The sequence below is a fragment of the Synechococcus sp. R6-5 genome (assembly GCF_047461775.1).
Lineage (GTDB): Bacteria > Cyanobacteriota > Cyanobacteriia > Thermostichales > Thermostichaceae > Thermostichus.
The window spans coordinates 1-17,434 of the sequence record NZ_JANSHV010000053.1; the positions used below are offsets into that span (position 1 = coordinate 1).

Here is a 17,434-nt window from a genome sequence, read left to right on the forward strand (position 1 = left end):
GGATAGTGACCAGCCACTAGTCACTAACGGAGGGCGGGGCTTCCCGCCGGTCTAGCTAAAACCAAACCGAAAATGGAAGAAGTTTACTTACCAGAGGAGACCCTTTGCGCTTGGCTGTGGGAAGACCTGGGGCACGGCGACCTCACCACAGAGCTGACCCTACCCCCAGGACTGGAGGGTGAGGCGGTAATCCTGGCCAAGGAGACAGGGATCCTGGCCGGCCTGGAGATTGCCAAGCGGGTTTTTCGGCTGGCGGATCCCCAGGTGGAGTTCATCCCTGGAGTGGAGGAAGGGGCCAGGGTGGCTGTCCGTCAAGAGGTGGCCCACCTCAAGGGATCCCTGAAGGGCATTCTGGCGGGGGAGAGGCTGGCGCTCAATCTTCTCCAAAGGCTGTCCGGCATTGCCACCCTCACCCGCACCTATGTAGAGGCTCTCCGGGGAACCTCAACCCAGCTTCTGGACACCCGCAAGACCACTCCCGGCCTGCGCGCCCTGGAGAAGTATGCTGTACGGGTAGGGGGCGGCAAAAACCACCGCTTTGGGCTGTTCGACGGCATTTTGATCAAGGAAAACCACATCATTGCCACGCAACGCTGTTGCGACCGCGGCGCGGGAGGCGTTTTGGCAGCCGTCAAGCGGGCCAAGGAAGGTGCTCCCCACCACCTCAAGGTGGAGGTGGAGGTGCGGGATCTCCAGGAACTGGAAGAGGCTTTGGCAGCAGGAGCCGATCTCATCCTTCTGGACAACTTCACCCTGGAAGAAACCCAGGCCGCCGTCCAACGGGTGGGAGGGAGAGTTCCCCTGGAGGCCAGCGGCAACATGACCCCAGAACGGGCCAGGCAAGTGGCCGAGGCAGGCGTGAATTACGTCAGCGTCGGGGCGCTCACCCACTCGGCCAAGGCTTTGGATCTCTCTTTGCTGGTGGTGTGACCCTGAGTCAAGTCCTCGCTGGACACTGCTTTATTGCTACGCAACGCTGTTGCGACTGATGCTACTTTGAGAAGACAACCTAAGCCCAGCTCCAGCTCAACCGGGCGCCGCGAAAGGCTTCGCCGGGCATCTGGGTTGGGGGTTGCTTCTCTTGCCGGCTCAGATACCCCCCAAAGCAGAGTCGACCAACTCCAGGAGATGGGCTTTCCGTTATTGCTGCGCGCTGCTCCTGCAAACGCATTAGCGGGACAAAGTCCTCAGATCGTGTCCAGCCTCCAGAGGAACAAAACCGTTATTGCTACGCAACGCTGTCGCGACAAGAAGTCGAAAATGAAGGGAGAAACCCCATTGCTACACAACACTGCCACAATCGTCCAGGAGATTGCCCGGCTCAAACAGGAAAGGCAGGCAGTTATCCTCGCGCATTCGTATCAGCTCCCCGAAGTTCAAGAGGTGGCGGACTTTGTGGGAGACTCCTTAGGACTGGCTCGGGAGGCTCAAAAGACGAGCGCCCAGGTGATCGTCTTTGCGGGCGTGCATTTTATGGCGGAGACGGCTGCCATCCTTAACCCGGAAAAGACGGTGCTGCTGCCGGATCTGGAGGCGGGCTGTTCCTTGGCCGATAGCATTCGCCCGCAAGATGTGCTGCGGTGGAAGGCAGCCTGCCCTGAGGGCCTGGTGGTGGCCTACGTCAACACCGCTGCCGAGATCAAGGCTCTGGCAGATGTCTGCGTAACCAGCGCCAACGCAGTTCAAGTGGTGGCCAGCCTGCCCCCGGATCGCCCCATCTTCTTCGTGCCGGATATGTTTCTGGGAGCCCACGTTGCTCAAGTAACCGGAAGGGAGCTGGATCTCTTTCCGGGAGAGTGCCACGTGCATGTTGGCATCCGGGAAGAGCACCTCAAGGCGATGGTGGAAGAGCACCCTGGAGCAGAGTTCCTCATTCACCCGGAGTGCAGTTGCGGCTCTAGCTGTCTCTTCCTCAAACCGGATGCCAAGCTGCTCTCCACCGAGGGCATGGTGCGCTACGCCAAAGCTTCAGAAAGCCGCGAGTTTGTGGTGGCCACCGAGGTGGGCATTCTTCACCGGCTCAAGAAAGAAGCTCCAGACAAAACGTTCATCCCTGTCAAGGCAGAAGCCGTCTGCGAGTACATGAAGAAGATTACCTTGGAAAAGATTTACCGCTCCCTGCAGGAGATGCGCTACGTGATCCAGGTGCCCCAGGAGGTGGCTGAGAAGGCTCGCCGTTCCATCCTGGCCATGCTGGCAGTGCCCGCCGGAGCCTAGAGGTGGAGGGGAAGAACGGGGCGCCGCCCTTGTTAGAAACAGACCTGTTGATCCTGGGAGCAGGGGTGGCGGGGGTGTACGCAGCCCTGTGGGCCGAAGCCCAGGGGGCGACAACTCTGGTGGTAAGCAAGGATCCCCTTCCCTCTGGCTCTACCCCTTGGGCGCAGGGTGGGGTGGCTTTTCCTGTGGATGAGGCGGACATAGAAGTCCATATCCAAGACACCTTGCAAGCGGGCCGCGGCCTGGTGGAAGAAAAGGTGGCTCGCTCCATTGTGGAGGAAGCACCCTTGCACCTGGAGAGACTTTTGCGCTGGGGCCTTCCTTTCCATCCCCAACCTGTCCGGGAAGGGGGCCACTCCCAAGCGCGGGTACGCCATCTGGGGGGGGATCGGAGCGGACTGTGGCTTCTGAGAGGTTTGCTGGCTCGCCTCAACAGGCTGCCTTTGCAGGGCTACACAGCCCTAAGCCTTTTGCTGGCGGGGGACAGGGTAGGGGGGGCCTTGCTGCTTGGCCCTGAAGGGCCGGTGGAGGTGAGGGCCGGGGCAGTTCTCCTGGCTACGGGAGGATTTGGCAGCCTTTTCCCCGTCTCGACAGCTCCCCCGGGGGCCACCGGCGACGGAATGGTGCTGGCCTGGCGGGCAGGGGCCACTCTCAGGGATCTGGAGTTTGTGCAATTTCACCCCACGGCCTTGCCCAATGGAGCGCTGGTGAGCGAGGCAGTAAGAGGAGAAGGGGCTGTTCTCCTCAACGCCTTGGGGGAGCGTTTTATGCCTCGCTATGCGGAGCTGGGAGAGCTGGCGCCGCGGGATGTGGTAGCTCGGGCCGTTTTCTGGGAGCGGCAGCAGACAGGGGGAACCTACCTGGATCTGCGGGTCGTCGAACATCTGGAGGAGCGCTTTCCCACCGTTGTTGCCTCTGCCCGCGCCTTGGGGCTGGATCCCACGAAGGATCTGCTCCCAGTTGTTCCCGCGGCTCACTACGTGATGGGTGGGATCCGAACGGACACTTTCGGCTTCACCGGCCTGCCGGGCCTTTATGCTGCTGGGGAGGTGGCTTCCACGGGCCTGCACGGAGCCAATCGCTTGGCTTCCAACAGCCTTTTGGAAGGGCTGGTCATGGGCAAGCGGGCCGCCTTGGCTGCCTTGCAAGATTTGGGAGAGGTGAGCTTTCCCCGACAGCTGCAGAGGCTACCCGTTCTGGCGACGTCTCCCGACATCCTGCCGGCTCTCAGGCAGCGAGTTGGGGAAGCTTTGGGCGTTGTGCGGGAGGGAACACGGCTGCGGGCTTTTCTGACCTTTGTCAAGGCACTTCCCCTGCAGGAAAAGCCTTGGGCCACCCGGGAAGAGGCCGAGGCAGGCAGTCTGCTTTTGCTGGCCCGTCTGGTAGCGCAGGGGGCGCTGCTGCGGGAGGAAAGCCGCGGGGCCCATTTCCGCGAGGATTTTCCTCAGGAAGGGGAGCCTTTCCATACGGAGGTGCGCGGTTCAACTTTTTTCCGGAGACCTCTTGATGCTACGCATCGCTAACGGCAACAGGCATTCCACTCATGGTGAAAGACGCCCGGCCTGTCGATGCGCTCGAAGGTGTGGGCCCCGAAGAAGTCCCGCTGGGCTTGGGTGAGGTTCTGGGGCAGGTTGGCGGTACGGTAGCTGTCGTAGTAGGCCAAAGAAGCGCTGATGGCCGGGATCGGGATCCCCAGGGCAGCCGCCGTGGACACCACCCGCCGCCAGGATCCCTGCCGCTCCCGGATGGCCTGCTCGAATTCCTCATCCAACAGCAGGTTCACCAGCTCTGGATCCCGTTTGTAGGCCGACTGGATCTCGCCCAGGAAGCGGGCGCGGATGATACAGCCCCCCTTCCAAATCCGCGGAATCTCACTGAAGGTGTAGACGTAGCCGTGGGCAACGGTGGCTTTTTTGAGCAGGGCCATCCCCTGAGCATAGGAGCAGATTTTGGAGCAATAGAGAGCAGCGCGCAGATCTTGGATAAAGCGATCGGGATCCCCTGCAAAAGTTGCGTCGGGCCCCTTCAACTGGGCAGAGGCAGCCACCCGTTCCTCTTTCATCGACGAGAGGATACGAGCTTGCACTGCCGCCTCGATGGTGGGCACCGCTACCCCCAGATCCAGAGCATCTTTGACCGTCCACAAACCGGTGCCTTTCTGCCCGGCCTTATCCAGAATGAGATCCACCAACGGCTTGCCGGTTTCCGGATCCAGGGTTTGGAAAATCTTGGCGGTAATTTCAATCAGGAAAGATTCCAGCTCTGTTTCATTCCAAGCCTGAAAAATCTCCTGCATCTGCGAGGCCGACAGCTTCAAAGCCCTGCGCATTAGGTCGTAGACCTCGGCGATCAGCTGCATATCGCCGTATTCGATGCCGTTGTGTACCATCTTCACGTAGTGCCCGCCCCCTTTGGGCCCCAGGTAGGTGACACAGGGGCCGTCTGGCACTTGAGCGGCAATTTTGGCCAAGATGGGCTCCAGTTGTTGGTAGGCCTCTGGGCTGCAGCCGGGCATGAGGCTGGGGCCGTTCAGGGCTCCCTCTTCCCCGCCGCTCACTCCCATGCCGACAAAGTGGATCCCGGTGGGGGCGAGGGCTTCGGCACGGCGATCGGTGTCGGTGTAGAGGGAGTTGCCGCCGTCGATGATGATATCCCCCGGATCCAGCAGGGGTTTAAGCTCGTCAATCACCGCGTCTACCGGCGCGCCCGCCTTGACCATGATCAAGAATTTGCGGGGCCGCTCCATCAGTTGCACCAGTTCCGGCAAGCTGTAGGCGGGGGTGATCCGTTTGCCTTGGGCTCGCTCCCGCATGAACTGGTCGGTTTTGGAGCTGGTGCGGTTGTAGACGGCAACCGGAAAGCCGTTGCGCTCGATGTTGAGGGCCAAGTTTTCCCCCATCACCGCCAGGCCAATCACCGCAAAGCTGGGCTTGCTCATAGTTGGGCACTATCGACACCTCACCCAATCTAGAGGCCAATCTGACCGACGGGGCTCAGGGATCCTGTTTTCTTCACCTTTGCCGGCCCTGATTCAAGGGCAGCCCAAACTCTCACGGGTGGTTACGCCGGTTATCGGGTGGGATCCCTCAGCTTGCTCACACAACTGCCGCTTTGCCGCCCGATCCACATAGGCTTCGCTGAAATCGGCGCCGGCAATCTGCGCTCCTTGCCAAACCGCCCGTGCGGCAATGGCTCCCGTGAGCTTGGCCCCTCTGAGATCGGCTCCTGCCAAATTGGCCAGATCCAAAAGGCTATTGCTCAAATCGGCACCGGATAGGTTGGCCCCCGCCAGATTGGCCTTGGTGAATGCCGCCCCCGAAAGGTTGGCCCCGTGCAGATCGGCGCCCTGCAGGTTGGCGCTGACAAAGCTGCTGCCCCGCCAATCTTGGCCGGATAGATCTTGACCTTGCAGATCGGCGTTGTTGAAGTTGAGACGGGCTTGGCTGCCCGCTATGGAGCCCCAGAGGAGCCAAAGCAGCAGAGTGGCCGCCAGCAGCATGCCCAGCTTCCCGAAGTCGCGCCAGCAAGTCGAGGCGTTGGATTTTGGGGCCATCGAGGATCCCTAGATTCTCTACCCCCATTCTTGCCGATTTTCCCCTTGCCCACTGAGAACTGGGATCATTGCGTTGCAGCAGAGACAGCCGTTATCCGCCGTAGGTTACATTCCGCTCGGTGGTGCGAAATTGCAGGACTGTCAAGCCCACCACAATGAGAAACAGGACGATGGATTGCGCGGCAGCCCTACCCAAATTGCCAGAAGACACTCCGATTTTGTAGATCTCGTAGATCAACACCGAGGTGGATCCGGAAGGGCCCCCAGCAGTCAGCAAGTCAATGGTGCCAAAGATATCGAAAAACGCATAGGTCATGTTGGTAATCACCAAAAAGAAGGTGATGGGAGAAAGCAGCGGTAGGGTGATGGCAAAAAAGCGACGCACTGCCCCGGCCCCGTCGATGGCAGCCGCTTCCAGCAAATCCTTGGGCAGGTTTTGCAGGCCGGCAAGGTAAAACAAAATGTTGTAGCCCATCTGCTTCCAAACGCTGGCAAAGATCACCACCCAGGGGGCCAAGTTGGGATCGCTGAGCCAGTTTAAACGGGGGATCCCCACCAGGCCCAGCAAATGGTTGGCCACCCCTCCCAAGGGGTTGAACATGATAAAGAAGATGATCCCGGCCACCGCTGGAGAAATGGCGTAGGGCCAGATCAGCAACACCCGATAAATCGCCGCCCCTCGAATCGGCTGGTAGGCCAGCGTGGCAATCAACAGGGATCCGCTCAACCCCAGCACCACGATGGCCGCCGAAATGGCAAAGGTAATCCCCAGGCTGCGCAGATAGGTGGAATCCGTCAGCAAAGCGGTAAAGTTATCCACACAGACGAAGCGGCTGCGCGGCGCCCCCACAAACGTGAGCAGGGTGGAAAGGCGGAAGGTATCCAGCCCTGGGTAGTAGAGAAACACCACCAAGATCGTGAAGGTGGGCAACAAGAGCAGCCACGCCAGCCACCACTGCTTAAAGATGCCCCTCTCCTGAACAGCTGGGCCGGGGATCCCCAGGCGGCGCTCCTGCTCCTTCTGCGTCCACGCCAACAGCGGCCAGAGGGGAATGGCCATGCCCGCCAGCACCAGCCCCACGCCAAAGGCCATGTCGATGGCCTTGCGCTCCGGCTCAAAAGTGCAAAAATCCAGGGGCGCCATAAAAATCAGGGATCCCAGCCCTCCTGCTAGGCCCCCCAGCACTGCCCCCACCGGCACAGGCCACTCGATGCGTCGAAAACGGAGCCCCATCCAGAGGGATCCCAGCAACCCCGCCAACAGCGGCACCAACACTTGGACGAATCCCAACATGCCTCTCACCTCGGCTTTGCTCTTCACAAGAGCCTTATCAAAGCCCGGAAAGGGGCAGGCTGCCGCCCACCCCCATCCCTCAATAACACCCCTGGCCCATCGACATCCAGGTTACTGGTAGAGGGAGTTGTACTCGGCCAGAAGGCGGTTGGCCTCCTGGTTGGCCTTGGCCATGGCCTGGGCCGGATCCCCGCCTTTAAGCATCAGATCTTCCATGGTTTGGGTCACCACGTTGCGAATTTCGGGGAAAGCCCCCAGCAGCGCCCCCCGAGTGGCAGGGGTCACCTTGGAATTGTTGATTTGGTCGCTGGCGGTGAAGAAGTTGGGGTTTTCCTTGAACCAGCCCTTCGACTCCAGCAAGGCTACCGAGCTTTTCCGAATGGGCAAGTAGCCGGTCACTTGGTGCCACTCGGCAGCATTTTCGGTGTTATTGAGCCACAGCATGAAGGTCAGCGCCCCCTCTTCCACCTCCTTGGGCAGATCCTTCACCAGCCAGAGGCTGGCTCCCCCGATCAAGTTCCCCGTCCAACCCTTGTCGGCGTTGTAGGGCATGCGGGTGGTGACCAGCTCGATGTTGTTTTGCTTGGCAGCGTTGGTGATGTTGGCGGCATCGGCGCTGCTGGTGATGGCCATGGCGACGGTACCGGTCTGGATGGCCTGCTCGGTGGCTGCCCAATCCCGCTGCTTGCCGCTGTAGATGTAGTAGCCTTTGTCATACATCCCTTTCCACCAGGTGGCGATGGCAATTGACGGCTCCGAGTCCAAAAAGACCTGGGTGGCACGGGCGGCACGGCCATTGTCGTTGTTGGCCAAGAGGGCATTCTGCTGGGCCATCCACTGCTCGTAGAACCAGCCGTGATTGGGCCAGGTCACACAGCCCTGGGGAGCGTCGGGGAGGGCCATGATCTTTTGACAAGCAGCCTCCAGCTCTTGCCAGGTGGCCGGCGGCTTTTCGATCCCTGCCTTCTTCAAGATGGCCGTGTTGGAGTAGAGAATGGGGCTGGAGCTGTTCCAGGGCATGGACGTAAATTTGCCATCCAGGGTGTAGTAGCTCACCACCGGCTCGATAAAATCGTCGAAATTCACTGGGATCCCGTTCATTTCGGTGCGATTGCCCAGAGCCTCGGCAATGGACTTGAAGTAACCAAAATCCCGTGCCCGCTGGGTGCCCACCTCAAACCATTGCACCACCGAAGGAGCAGCATTTTGTTGAATGGCCAGGTCGGTGGCTTGCTGAATTTCTTCGTAGTTGCCGTAGCCTTCGACCGTAACTTTGTATTGAGGAAATTGTTTGTTGAACTCTGCCGCTTTTTCGCGGGCCCAATCCAGGCGGTTGTCGGTAAAGGCAATCCAAACTTTGACTTCGGCAGGAGACTGAGCAAAGCTGTCGGCAGCCAGAAGAGCAGCAGCAGACGCAGCCACCAGGCCAGCCGCAACAGCCAGGAAAGTACGACGGGTGTTCATAGAAAAATGCAGTCGCATTCGCTAAAGGCACCTCTGAGATTACAGCACAGACATTAAGAGCAGGTTATGTCTGGCGGGATCCCCTCGGGAGGTGAACCCTCAGGCCGAAGTCAGAGTCAGATGAGGTGAGCACCTAGCCTGGGTCATGATTGGCAATTTCTCAAGGGGTCTCGAAAAATGAGAATGAAAATGAAAACCGCAAGCTTTTGCCTGTTATTGGTTACTGCCCTCCTGATGGCGCTTGCTCCCTTTGCGCAGGCTCGCCCCCGTCAACGCACTCGCACAGCCACCACGCCAACGGCTGGATCCCTGACCCCGAGCGGTGAGCGCACCTTCACTCACTCCGGCACCTACACTCGCACCGGGCCAAGTGGCAGATCGGGTAGTGGCACCTATTCCGGCCAGGGATCCCGGCAATTCATTCCCGGTCAGGGGGTGGAAGGAGACTATTCCGGCCAAGTCACTACCCAACAAGGTCAGACCTGGAACCTGAACCATCAGCACACCACTACTCACACACATGAGGGTTGGCAACGGCAGGGCAGCACCACCCTGCAAAACGCCGAGGGCAAGACGGTGGGCAGCAGCTCGAGCCTTATCGAGGGCCAAGCGGGGCAAGGCTGGCAGCGCAGCGGCCAATTCAACAATGCTCGCGGCCAAACCTACACCACCGAGTCGAGCAGCACACCGACCGGGCCAGGACACTGGCAGCGGGAAACTCGCGTCTTCAATGCCCAAGGGGATCTGCTCGGTGGCTCTGATACCGATGTGCAGTACCGATTTGTACCAGGGCAAGGCTGGGTGAAAACAGTAGAAGGCAAGACTCTAAAGGGTCAACCCATCCGCCGCACCACCACGATCGGCCCCAATCCGTGAAGGATTTGCAGGGATCCCCTCCTCAGCTTGGCTTGGCATGCCGCCGCAGCGCCTGGATCCCCGCGGCCAGGGCAAAGAGCGCGATCAGCAGCAAGGTACTTAGGGCCGCCGCTTGCTGGGTATAGCCCCCTTGTTGCAAGCCAAAGATGAGCCACCCAAAGGTCTCCGAGCGGGAGGTCACCAAGAGGGCGGAGAGGGTCAGCTCGGCAAAAGATTGCAGAAATACCAGCAACACTGCCGCCGTCAGGGCTGGCGCCAGCAGCGGCACCAAGATGTGGCGAAAGGTTTGCAGCAGGGAGGCCCCGTCAATACTGGCTGCCTCCTCAAGGCTGGTATCCAAGCTGCGCCACGCCGCTTGCAGGGGCTGCAGTGCCAGGGCCGAGAACCGCCCCAGGTAGGCCATCAGGATCAGCCATAGGGTGCCGTAGAGGCTCAGCCCCGGCAGGGGAGGAGGCAACCACACCAAGATGAGAGACAAAGCAAAAATCAGGCCCGGCAGGGCATAGGGCAAGTCCACGATGAAGCTGAGCAGGGCCAACAGCGGCACCTTCAAGCGGGTCAGGGCATAGCCCAAGATCGTCCCTATCCCGCTGCAGAGCAGTGCCGCTCCTCCCGCCAAGCCCAAACTGTGCAGCGTGGCGCGGCGGGCCCGCTCCAGATCAAAAAGAACCATGCGGAAATGCTCCAGGGTTAGGTTAGACCAGGTCAGGGGCAGGCCATAGGCCCGCAGCAGGGCAGTCGCAGCCATGGCCAGCAAGGGCCCAAGAACGACCAGCAGAGCTGCGGCGAAAAGGATCCCGCTGAGCAGCCAACCCAGCCAGCCCAGGCGATAGGGATCCGGAGGCGCCTCGCCGGGATCCAACCCCTCCTGACTCCGCTGGGGCCAGCTCAAGAAGAAGAGGGCCGGCAAGCCAAAGAGCAACGCCAGCGCCGCACTGCGCCCAAACCCATCGCCGCTGAAGTTGATCACCTCCTGGTACAGCAGAGTGGGCAAGGTCAGGTAGCGCCCCGGGATCCCCAGCAAGGCCGGGATCCCGAAATTGCCCCAGGCCCCCAGGAACGCCAGTGCTGCTGCTGCCGCCACAGAGGGCCGTAACAGAGGCAGCGTGACGTAGAGCCAAACCTGCAGCAGGTTTGCCCCATCCAGTTGGGCCGCCTCCTGAGCCTGCTTGGAGAGCCGGCTCAGGCCCGCCACCAGCGTCAGATAGGCAATCGGCAGCACAAAAAGAGCCAGCAACAGGATGATCCCCGCCGGTGTGTAGAGGCTCCACAGGGATCCCTGCTTTCCCAAAATCCAGCGCAGCCCCTGCTGCAGATAGCCCACCGGCCCAGCCCACTGGATCCAGGCCAAGGCCAAAACCTGGGGCGGAATCACCAGAGGAGACAAAAAGAGCAGCCGTAGGATCCCGCGGCCCGGCAGATCCGTCTGGGTGGTGAGCACCGCCAGCAGCAGAGCGGCCCCAAGAGCCAGCGCCGCTGAGGCCGCGGACACCCAAAGGCTATGGCGTAGCGCCAGATGGACGCGAGGCGTTTCCAGCAACCAGCGGATGTTCTCACCTTCGCCGCCCAAGGCCCGCTGCAGCAGCCTCCAGAGGGGATAGACGTGGGTCAGAGTCACAAGGGCGGCTACAGCCACCAGCCAGGGGATAATGGGGTGCCTCAACCCTTTGCTCAAGTCCTTCCACCGCAAGACTTGGCCAGCGTCTGGCCAGCTTGATGTCAACCTATTCCCCAAACAACTTGGCAAAGCGAGCCTTGTCGGCCTCGCGGCTCTCGGCCAACTCCGTCGCCGGCACGCTTAAGATCTTCAGCTCGCTCAAGGCGGGGAACCCTTTCGGAGGTGTGACATCCTGCCGCAGTGGCATATAGCCCATCCCTGCAGCAACCTCCTGCCCCTTCTGAGACAGCAAGAAGTCCACAAAAGCCTGGGCAGCTTCCAGGTTGGGCGTTCCTTTTACAATTCCCACCGGCTCTGTAATCAATGGCACACCCTCCTTGGGATAGACCACCTCCACTGGGGATCCCTCGTTGCGGCTGCGAATGGCGAGAAAGTCCACCACCATGCCGTAGCTTTGTTCGCCACTGGCGACGTTGCGAGCCACAGCGCCATTGCCTTGCACCAGCACTGCCTTGTTCTTTTTCAGGGCTTCGTACCACTCCCAGCCCAAGCCGGGGGTGCGGGTGATAACCCCCAAGTTGTAGGCGGCGGCGCCCGAATAGGTAGGGCTGGGCATCACCAGTTGGCCTTCAGGAACCTGGGCCAGGGCTGCCCAGCTATCGATGGGCTGGGCTTTGGCCGTGTTGTAAACGATCACCGTGGCCAAGATCTTGGTGCCGAAGTAGTGGCAGTCTGGGTCGTAGTAGGTGGCAGCGATGGCTTTGGCCTCAGGGCTGCAGTAGGACTCCAGCAAATTGCGGGCTTTCAGCAGCTCAAAGGTGGGCGCATCGGCCACCAACAACACATCTGCCTGGGGGCTGCCCTTTTCTGCTTCTAAAAGAAAGCGGCTGATCACCTCCTCGGTGCCGGAGCGAAAGATCTCCACCGAAACCTCTGGATAAACTTCCCGAAATGCAGCAACAGTTTTCTGAGCATCTGCATCGGGTTGGGAGGTGTACAAACGCAACGTCCCGGAAGGCTTAGCCCAGGCTGAGCTCAAGGATCCCCACGCAAAAGGCTGGGCAAAAGCCACGCTGCAAAGCACCGCCAACAAAGATAGAGGACGCACGGTGATTCTCCTAACCATTCCAAAATCGGTTTTTGCATTTACTCTCACTTTACTGCCGATCTGGCACAAATGAGAGCATTGCCCAAATTCACCGGAGAATAAGCCTGTATTGCAGCTTTTCAGACAACATCTATCACAGCCACTATAAGTCACAACCACATGGATATGGATAATAGAAGCACCCCCTGCGTAGCAGGGATCCCACTTCGCTCACAAAACTCGCAGGAAGCCGGGGGAAGCTTTGGCTTCGGGGTTCCCAGGTTTCCCCCTATTTTAGGAGTTGAATACAGCTCAGAATACCTCAATAAAATCATCCAAAAGTTATTTTCTAGTTATTTTGAGATTAAGTTCTGATTAAGAAAAATTACCGGCCAGATTGTGAGAGGAAAAAGCACAGCTTGGTTCAACCAGCTATGCTTTTTGGAACCACATACCCTGTACTTTGGCTATAGGGATCCGAAAGCGTCTTCCTTATCTAGCTCCTCCTAGAGAAGCTTAACCAAGGCAACCAGCTTCCGACTCCACCCGCCGGCTTGCCGTCGTATCCGGCACCCCCGTCGACAACCGGTAACGCCTTCCACGGTAGTACCACCCCAGCCGCGATACGCCACGGTCAGACCAAAAGCTCACAAGACTCCTCCTGCTTTGCTCCTTCTCAACCCCCCTCGCAGACACTTTTCGCCCCGAACTCAACCGTTGCCTTGGGGCTAGGTTGGGCCCGGAAAGGCCTACAGCAGACGAGTTTTGAGGTTTAGTTTAAGGCCTGCCCAGTGTTGGGAAGCGGGCGGACGGAATCGAACCGACAACAGCAGTTTGGAAGACTGCGGTTTTACCATTAAACTACGCCCGCACGGGCATTCAGCGATGCTGAATATCTATGGTAGCATCTCTCGGCGGTGCCCCTTCCCACTCAGAGTTTGGAGAAAAATCCATCTCCATCAGCGGGACAGACTTATCCGGTAGGCTGGGCTTACTTGCTCTGGAGATCTTTCTGGCGTTTCCTTTGCCATTGGCGAAACTCTTTCTCGTAGCGTTCACCCTCCGTTTGGTAGGCGTTCCAGCCCTTGAGGGCAACGGTCAAGCCCCACCCCATGAGTATAAACAGCGACCAAGATAGCCCTCCACCGGAGAGCCAGTCTAAGCCCAGCAAAAAGCTGTTGACAATTCCATAGCGGCCCAGCAGTTGGTAAAACTGCCGACGGCGGTAGCGCTGAAATTCTCGGTGTTGGCTATTCAGCTCTTGCCAGGCCTTCCATTCCTGCTCGGCCAAGTCCAGCTCTTGGGGGGAGATCCCCAGTTCGGCAGCCATCTCCTGCAGTTGGGAGCGGGTGAACTCGCCCAGGCGTGGCTGGCGGGCAATGGCCCGCTGGAGGATCTGCTGCACGTCCTCTTGGCTGTACCGGGATCCCGACATTTGGCTGGCTGATATTCAACTTTGTAAACCTTATAATCCCCTAGTCTAGGCTAGCTGGATCTTGCGCCTTATGAAGCTCCCTCCGCCGCGGGATCCCAACCGTTAGACTAAACCTAGACTGCGAGCCTCCTTCTCCGGGGTTAAGTGTCCCTGTACTGCCTGTGATCTGTGCTTGCCAGTAGGGTTATGGCCTCCACCCGCTCTAGATCTTACCTTCGCCAGAGTCGTACCTCCCTATTGAGCGATCTGCTGCAGGCTTTGCCGCACCTGCGCCCACAACTGTATTTCAAATCCTCTTTGGTTGCCCTCAGCCACGCCATTGAGGATCAGGTGCTGCAAGGGCAGGGATCCCCGTGGGTATTCGCTAACTTTCAAAAGGAGCGCTACTACCGCCAGGAGGCACGGCGCTACCAGCGCATCAGCGCAATGGCCCAAGACGTGTTTGTGTTGGCGACCCCAGAAAAGGATTTTGCTCAGACAGACCTGCCCTACCACACCATTCCCTTGGATCCAGAGGATCCCTTGGTGCAGGAGTGGCACTTGATCGTCATCGATGCCCACTATGCCACCTGCCTCGTGTGTCGAGAACGCTTGCAGATGCAGCGGGAGCGTCCTTGGCAAAGCAGCGATATGGATGCAGCTCGCCAATTTGATGGGATCTGGTCATTTGATCGTCAGATTACAGTCCAAGCGGCTTTGGCCCTGTTGCCCAAGATCCTCAGTTACCGACCGGATCTGGAACCTCGCCTTGAGCCCCTTCGCCAGTACCTCAAGGGATCCCCGCAAAACTCCGCCAGCCAACTGAATCCAGGCCCCTTTACCGAGCGGCTGATCACCTATCTCCAGGCAGGGCAATACAAACTGCAGCGGGCCTACCGCACCATTCGGGCGCAAGAGCGCAAAGAGCATCTGATCAACCGCATCAGCAGTGCCATTCGCCAGTCTTTGGATCCCGGCGAGATTTTGGCAATTGCTGTGCAGGAGCTGGGGCAGGTGGCAGAGGTGGGGCGATGTTTGATCTACCGTTACGATGGCCAGGCCCCTGCTGTTCAGATTGAGCAGGAGTACCGCACCCTAACGATGGGCAGCCTTAAGGGATCCCTGTGGCCTCTTCCCAGCAACCCTTTTTTGCGGGAGGCAATGGCCTCGGCACAAGCGGTGTGCTGCGAGGATACCCAAAAGGATCCCCGCCTGCAGCGAGTGCCGGAGCTGTGGCAGCCGGCCCAAATTCGGGCTTGGGTGGCCATGCCGATTCTCTATCAAGGGCGGTTGCTGGGCCTATTGGAGCTACACCACGAACACCCTCACCGCTGGCAGCCGGCCACTCTGGAGTTGGCAGAAGCCATTGCCAACCAAGTGGGGGTAGCCCTCTTGCAGGCAGAAGCCTATCAGCACCTAGAAGAGCTCAATCGCCAGTTGGCAGCTCTGGATCAGGCCAAATCAGAGCTGATTGCCGTGACCGGACACGAGCTGCGCACCCCGCTGTCCACCATTCAGGTGTGTTTGGAGTCTTTGGCCAGCGACCCCGACATGCCCCTGGAGATGCGCCAGGAAATGTTGAACACAGCCCTGCAAGATGCCGATCGGCTGCGGGAGTTGGTGCAGGACTTTCTCACCCTCTCCAAGCTGGAAAGTGGTCGCGTTCGCTGGCATATCGAGCCGTTGTCTGCTCAAGAATGTGTGGAGCTGGCCCTGAGCAATGTCAAAGCGCGACGGCGGCACGAAGACTTGCCCACCATCGAGCAGGTGCTGCCCAAACGGCTGCCAATGGTTAGGGCGGATGGGGAGTGGCTGGTGGAGGTGTTGCGTAAGCTGCTGGACAATGCCTGCAAATTTACCCCTTCCACCGGACGGATCTGGATTCGGGCAGAAGTGGAGCCACCAGCCGGTGGATCGACGGGGGCGATGGTGAAGTTCACTGTTGCCGACACCGGGCGCGGCATTGAGCCAGACCGGTTGCAAGCCATCTTCGAGCGGTTTTATCAAGCAGAGGGATCCCTGCGGCGCTCGGTGGGTGGGACGGGCTTGGGGCTAGCCATTTGCCGACTGATCATTGAGGCCATGGGGGGGCGCATCTGGGCAGAATCGGGGGGGATCAATCAGGGCAGTGCCTTCCACTTCACCCTGCCGATAGCGCACCCACACACCCAAGGACAGCCCTCGATCGCTGCTTGAGACTCGAAAGGTGAAGGACCACCGGCCCACTTTGCCTCTGGGATCCACCTGGCAAATTCCAGCTCGAATATCAAATCCCACAAATGGCAATAAAGCTGTTCCCCAGCCCCCCTCTTCTTTGGCAGAAGGGCTGAGAGTGGTCGCGTCAGCGGCGCGGAGCGCTTGGGGAACGAGGTACCTATTGGGCGCGCCTCAAACGGGCTTGGAATGATCCGACAAACTCAGGCAGCGCTCCCGAATGGCTTGTAAGTTCAGGGCCAAATCTTGGCAAATGCGGCGCTCCACCAGACCGACAGGCATTCTGCGGGGAGGCTTGACCTGCAGGTGGTAGGTGAGCAAGGTTTGATGGGCCGACCAATCGGCCAGATCCCAAAACCCCTCGAAGATAAGAAAATCCCCTTGTGTTTTTTGGAAGCGAAGCTGCTGAGGAAAGATCTCCTCGATAGCCAGCACCACCGCAGCAGAAAATTGGGCAAATAAAACCTTTTGGGATCCCACTTGACGTACCAGTGTGCGGCCATTCTCACGGCCAATGACGCGACTTTCCACCAAGTTGGGAATAAACTCCGCCAGATGGTCGTAGTCGGTCAAAACCTGCCAGACCTGCTGCCGCTCCACCGGAATCAGGACGCGACCTCGCACTTGGCAGCGGCGCTCCCCCAAATCCTCCACCTCCACCTGGATGTCTGAGGACTCCGTCCCGCTGACGCAAGCAGGAATAGGGATCCCCTCTTCTGGGGTCAGGTCTTGGGGATCCCATTCAAGGTCAGAAGGCATGGCGAGAGCTTCAGTCGCGTAGGCGCTGTGGAGCAGCGCAGAAACAGGAGAGGAAACTGTCTTTTGACCAGACCGTTGTCCACCGGCTCCAACAGGCTGGCCTTGTGAGTTATCTATTGTATCAAAGGGCTGTGTAGCAGATAGCGAGACCCTAGGGGAAGAGCGCCTTGAACCAGCCGACGATCACCTGCCAAACCCGTTCCACAAAGGTAAAGGGATCCCGCAGCTCCTGGAGCACCTGTCGTGGGCCGATGTTGAAGACCACAAACAGCACGGCCAGGATGATCAGAACCCCCACCGTTGTCCAAACGGCATCTCGAATGACCCGCACCCAAAAAAACAGCAGAAAAATAGCGATGGCCACAGCGGCAACCAGTGGCAATGTGTCCAGTACCATCGGATCCCACCTCTTTGGCTCAGATGTTTCAGATTTAACTCCACTGTAGCCAGCTTGAACTGAAAACAGGTGTTCGTAGATGTCCGTTGACAAGGGATCTCCTCTCGTAAAATGGGATCACCTCGAGATAACCCCTCTTTAGCTGGGCTAGACCTATGGACATCATCACCCTTGGCTGGATTGCCGTCCCCACCTTCTTCGTTCTTTCCATTGCTCTGGTGGTCTGGGGGCGCAACGGCATGTAATTTGTCATGCCTGGATTGAGCCTCACATCCATCTTGCATTCATCTTGTTGTTCCTGCCGCCGATATTGACGGGGTTACCCCCGCTCACACCATGGAAACCGATCTTCCCTTGGTCGCCCGCATCGCCTACGGAAGCATCTTTTTGCTGTTGACAGCCGTAACCCTGGGCGTTGGCTACATTACCTTCATCGACTGGCGGGATCGGCGGCGACGCAACGAAGTTGAGCGCAAAGCCCGTCGCTCCAAGCGCTAGGGCCGCTGTTGGGCCTGCTCAGCTAGAAATCGCAGGAGCCCCG

The 17,434-nt window shown here is 59.2% G+C and carries 16 protein-coding genes and 1 tRNA gene; 7 read left to right on the forward strand and 10 right to left on the reverse strand.

The window, feature by feature from the left end; all coding sequences use genetic code 11:
• Window positions 1-72: 72 nt before the first annotated feature.
• The 3 genes from nadC (at window position 73) to NW818_RS02980 (ending at window position 3,740) form a co-directional block, all read left to right on the forward strand.
• Window positions 73-930: a carboxylating nicotinate-nucleotide diphosphorylase gene (gene nadC / locus NW818_RS02970; RefSeq protein ID WP_011434043.1), complete on the forward strand. Its 858-nt coding sequence runs from the start codon at window positions 73-75 to the stop codon at window positions 928-930.
• A 198-nt stretch (window positions 931-1,128) separates the two neighbouring features.
• Window positions 1,129-2,217 carry a quinolinate synthase NadA gene (nadA, locus tag NW818_RS02975; RefSeq protein ID WP_414342299.1) on the forward strand — a complete coding sequence of 363 codons (1,089 nt, stop codon included), beginning with the start codon at window positions 1,129-1,131 and terminating at the stop codon, window positions 2,215-2,217.
• 29 nt (window positions 2,218-2,246) lie between these two features.
• Window positions 2,247-3,740 (forward strand): L-aspartate oxidase, encoded by a 1,494-nt coding sequence (locus tag NW818_RS02980; protein ID WP_414423794.1) that lies wholly within the window; start codon window positions 2,247-2,249, stop codon window positions 3,738-3,740.
• Here NW818_RS02980 and gndA read toward each other — a convergent pair.
• The 4 genes from gndA to NW818_RS03000 form a co-directional block, all read right to left on the reverse strand.
• Window positions 3,737-5,155, reverse strand: coding sequence for an NADP-dependent phosphogluconate dehydrogenase (gene gndA, locus NW818_RS02985; protein ID WP_414423795.1), 1,419 nt, complete (start codon window positions 5,153-5,155; stop codon window positions 3,737-3,739). The genes NW818_RS02980 and gndA overlap by 4 nt on opposite strands.
• A gap of 93 nt (window positions 5,156-5,248) precedes the next feature.
• Window positions 5,249-5,770, reverse strand: a complete 522-nt coding sequence (locus NW818_RS02990; protein WP_414423796.1) for a pentapeptide repeat-containing protein — start codon at window positions 5,768-5,770, stop codon at window positions 5,249-5,251.
• 91 nt (window positions 5,771-5,861) lie between these two features.
• Window positions 5,862-7,064 carry a carbohydrate ABC transporter permease gene (locus NW818_RS02995; RefSeq protein ID WP_414416048.1) on the reverse strand — a complete coding sequence of 401 codons (1,203 nt, stop codon included), beginning with the start codon at window positions 7,062-7,064 and terminating at the stop codon, window positions 5,862-5,864.
• A gap of 111 nt (window positions 7,065-7,175) precedes the next feature.
• Entirely contained in the window at window positions 7,176-8,528 is a 1,353-nt protein-coding gene (locus NW818_RS03000; RefSeq protein ID WP_414423797.1) for an ABC transporter substrate-binding protein, read from the reverse strand.
• Window positions 8,529-8,717: 189 nt separating this feature from the next.
• Between NW818_RS03000 and NW818_RS03005 the strand changes: the two genes are divergently transcribed.
• Window positions 8,718-9,404 (forward strand): hypothetical protein, encoded by a 687-nt coding sequence (locus NW818_RS03005; protein WP_414423798.1) that lies wholly within the window; start codon window positions 8,718-8,720, stop codon window positions 9,402-9,404.
• Between the two features lie 22 nt (window positions 9,405-9,426).
• Here NW818_RS03005 and NW818_RS03010 read toward each other — a convergent pair whose 3' ends face one another.
• The 4 genes from NW818_RS03010 to NW818_RS03025 all read right to left on the reverse strand — a co-directional run bounded on the left by NW818_RS03010 (window position 9,427) and on the right by NW818_RS03025 (window position 13,544).
• Window positions 9,427-11,067 (reverse strand): ABC transporter permease, encoded by a 1,641-nt coding sequence (locus tag NW818_RS03010; RefSeq protein ID WP_414342291.1) that lies wholly within the window; start codon window positions 11,065-11,067, stop codon window positions 9,427-9,429.
• A gap of 61 nt (window positions 11,068-11,128) precedes the next feature.
• Window positions 11,129-12,130 (reverse strand): ABC transporter substrate-binding protein, encoded by a 1,002-nt coding sequence (locus tag NW818_RS03015; protein WP_414357554.1) that lies wholly within the window; start codon window positions 12,128-12,130, stop codon window positions 11,129-11,131.
• A 779-nt stretch (window positions 12,131-12,909) separates the two neighbouring features.
• Window positions 12,910-12,980: transfer RNA gene (locus NW818_RS03020), tRNA-Gly, on the reverse strand.
• Window positions 12,981-13,100: 120 nt separating this feature from the next.
• Window positions 13,101-13,544 (reverse strand): 2TM domain-containing protein, encoded by a 444-nt coding sequence (locus NW818_RS03025; RefSeq protein WP_011434035.1) that lies wholly within the window; start codon window positions 13,542-13,544, stop codon window positions 13,101-13,103.
• Between the two features lie 237 nt (window positions 13,545-13,781).
• On the opposite strand from NW818_RS03025, the gene NW818_RS03030 reads away from it, so the two are divergent.
• A complete protein-coding gene (locus NW818_RS03030) occupies window positions 13,782-15,719 on the forward strand; it encodes a DICT sensory domain-containing protein (protein ID WP_414413193.1) in 1,938 nt (645 codons plus the stop codon).
• A gap of 192 nt (window positions 15,720-15,911) precedes the next feature.
• Here the strand turns inward: NW818_RS03030 and NW818_RS03035 are convergent, their stop codons facing one another.
• Window positions 15,912-16,496, reverse strand: coding sequence for an SRPBCC family protein (locus tag NW818_RS03035; RefSeq protein ID WP_414423799.1), 585 nt, complete (start codon window positions 16,494-16,496; stop codon window positions 15,912-15,914).
• Window positions 16,497-16,647: 151 nt separating this feature from the next.
• On the reverse strand, window positions 16,648-16,893 hold the full coding sequence (locus NW818_RS03040; protein ID WP_414423800.1) for a hypothetical protein: 246 nt from the start codon (window positions 16,891-16,893) through the stop codon (window positions 16,648-16,650).
• A gap of 155 nt (window positions 16,894-17,048) precedes the next feature.
• Here NW818_RS03040 and NW818_RS03045 point away from each other — a divergent pair, with 155 nt between their 5' ends.
• Both NW818_RS03045 and NW818_RS03050 read left to right on the forward strand, forming a co-directional pair.
• A complete protein-coding gene (locus NW818_RS03045) occupies window positions 17,049-17,138 on the forward strand; it encodes a cytochrome b6-f complex subunit PetN (RefSeq protein WP_244349857.1) in 90 nt (29 codons plus the stop codon).
• Between the two features lie 91 nt (window positions 17,139-17,229).
• A complete protein-coding gene (locus tag NW818_RS03050; protein ID WP_011434030.1) occupies window positions 17,230-17,391 on the forward strand; it encodes a hypothetical protein in 162 nt (53 codons plus the stop codon).
• The last annotated feature ends 43 nt before the right edge of the window (window positions 17,392-17,434 follow it).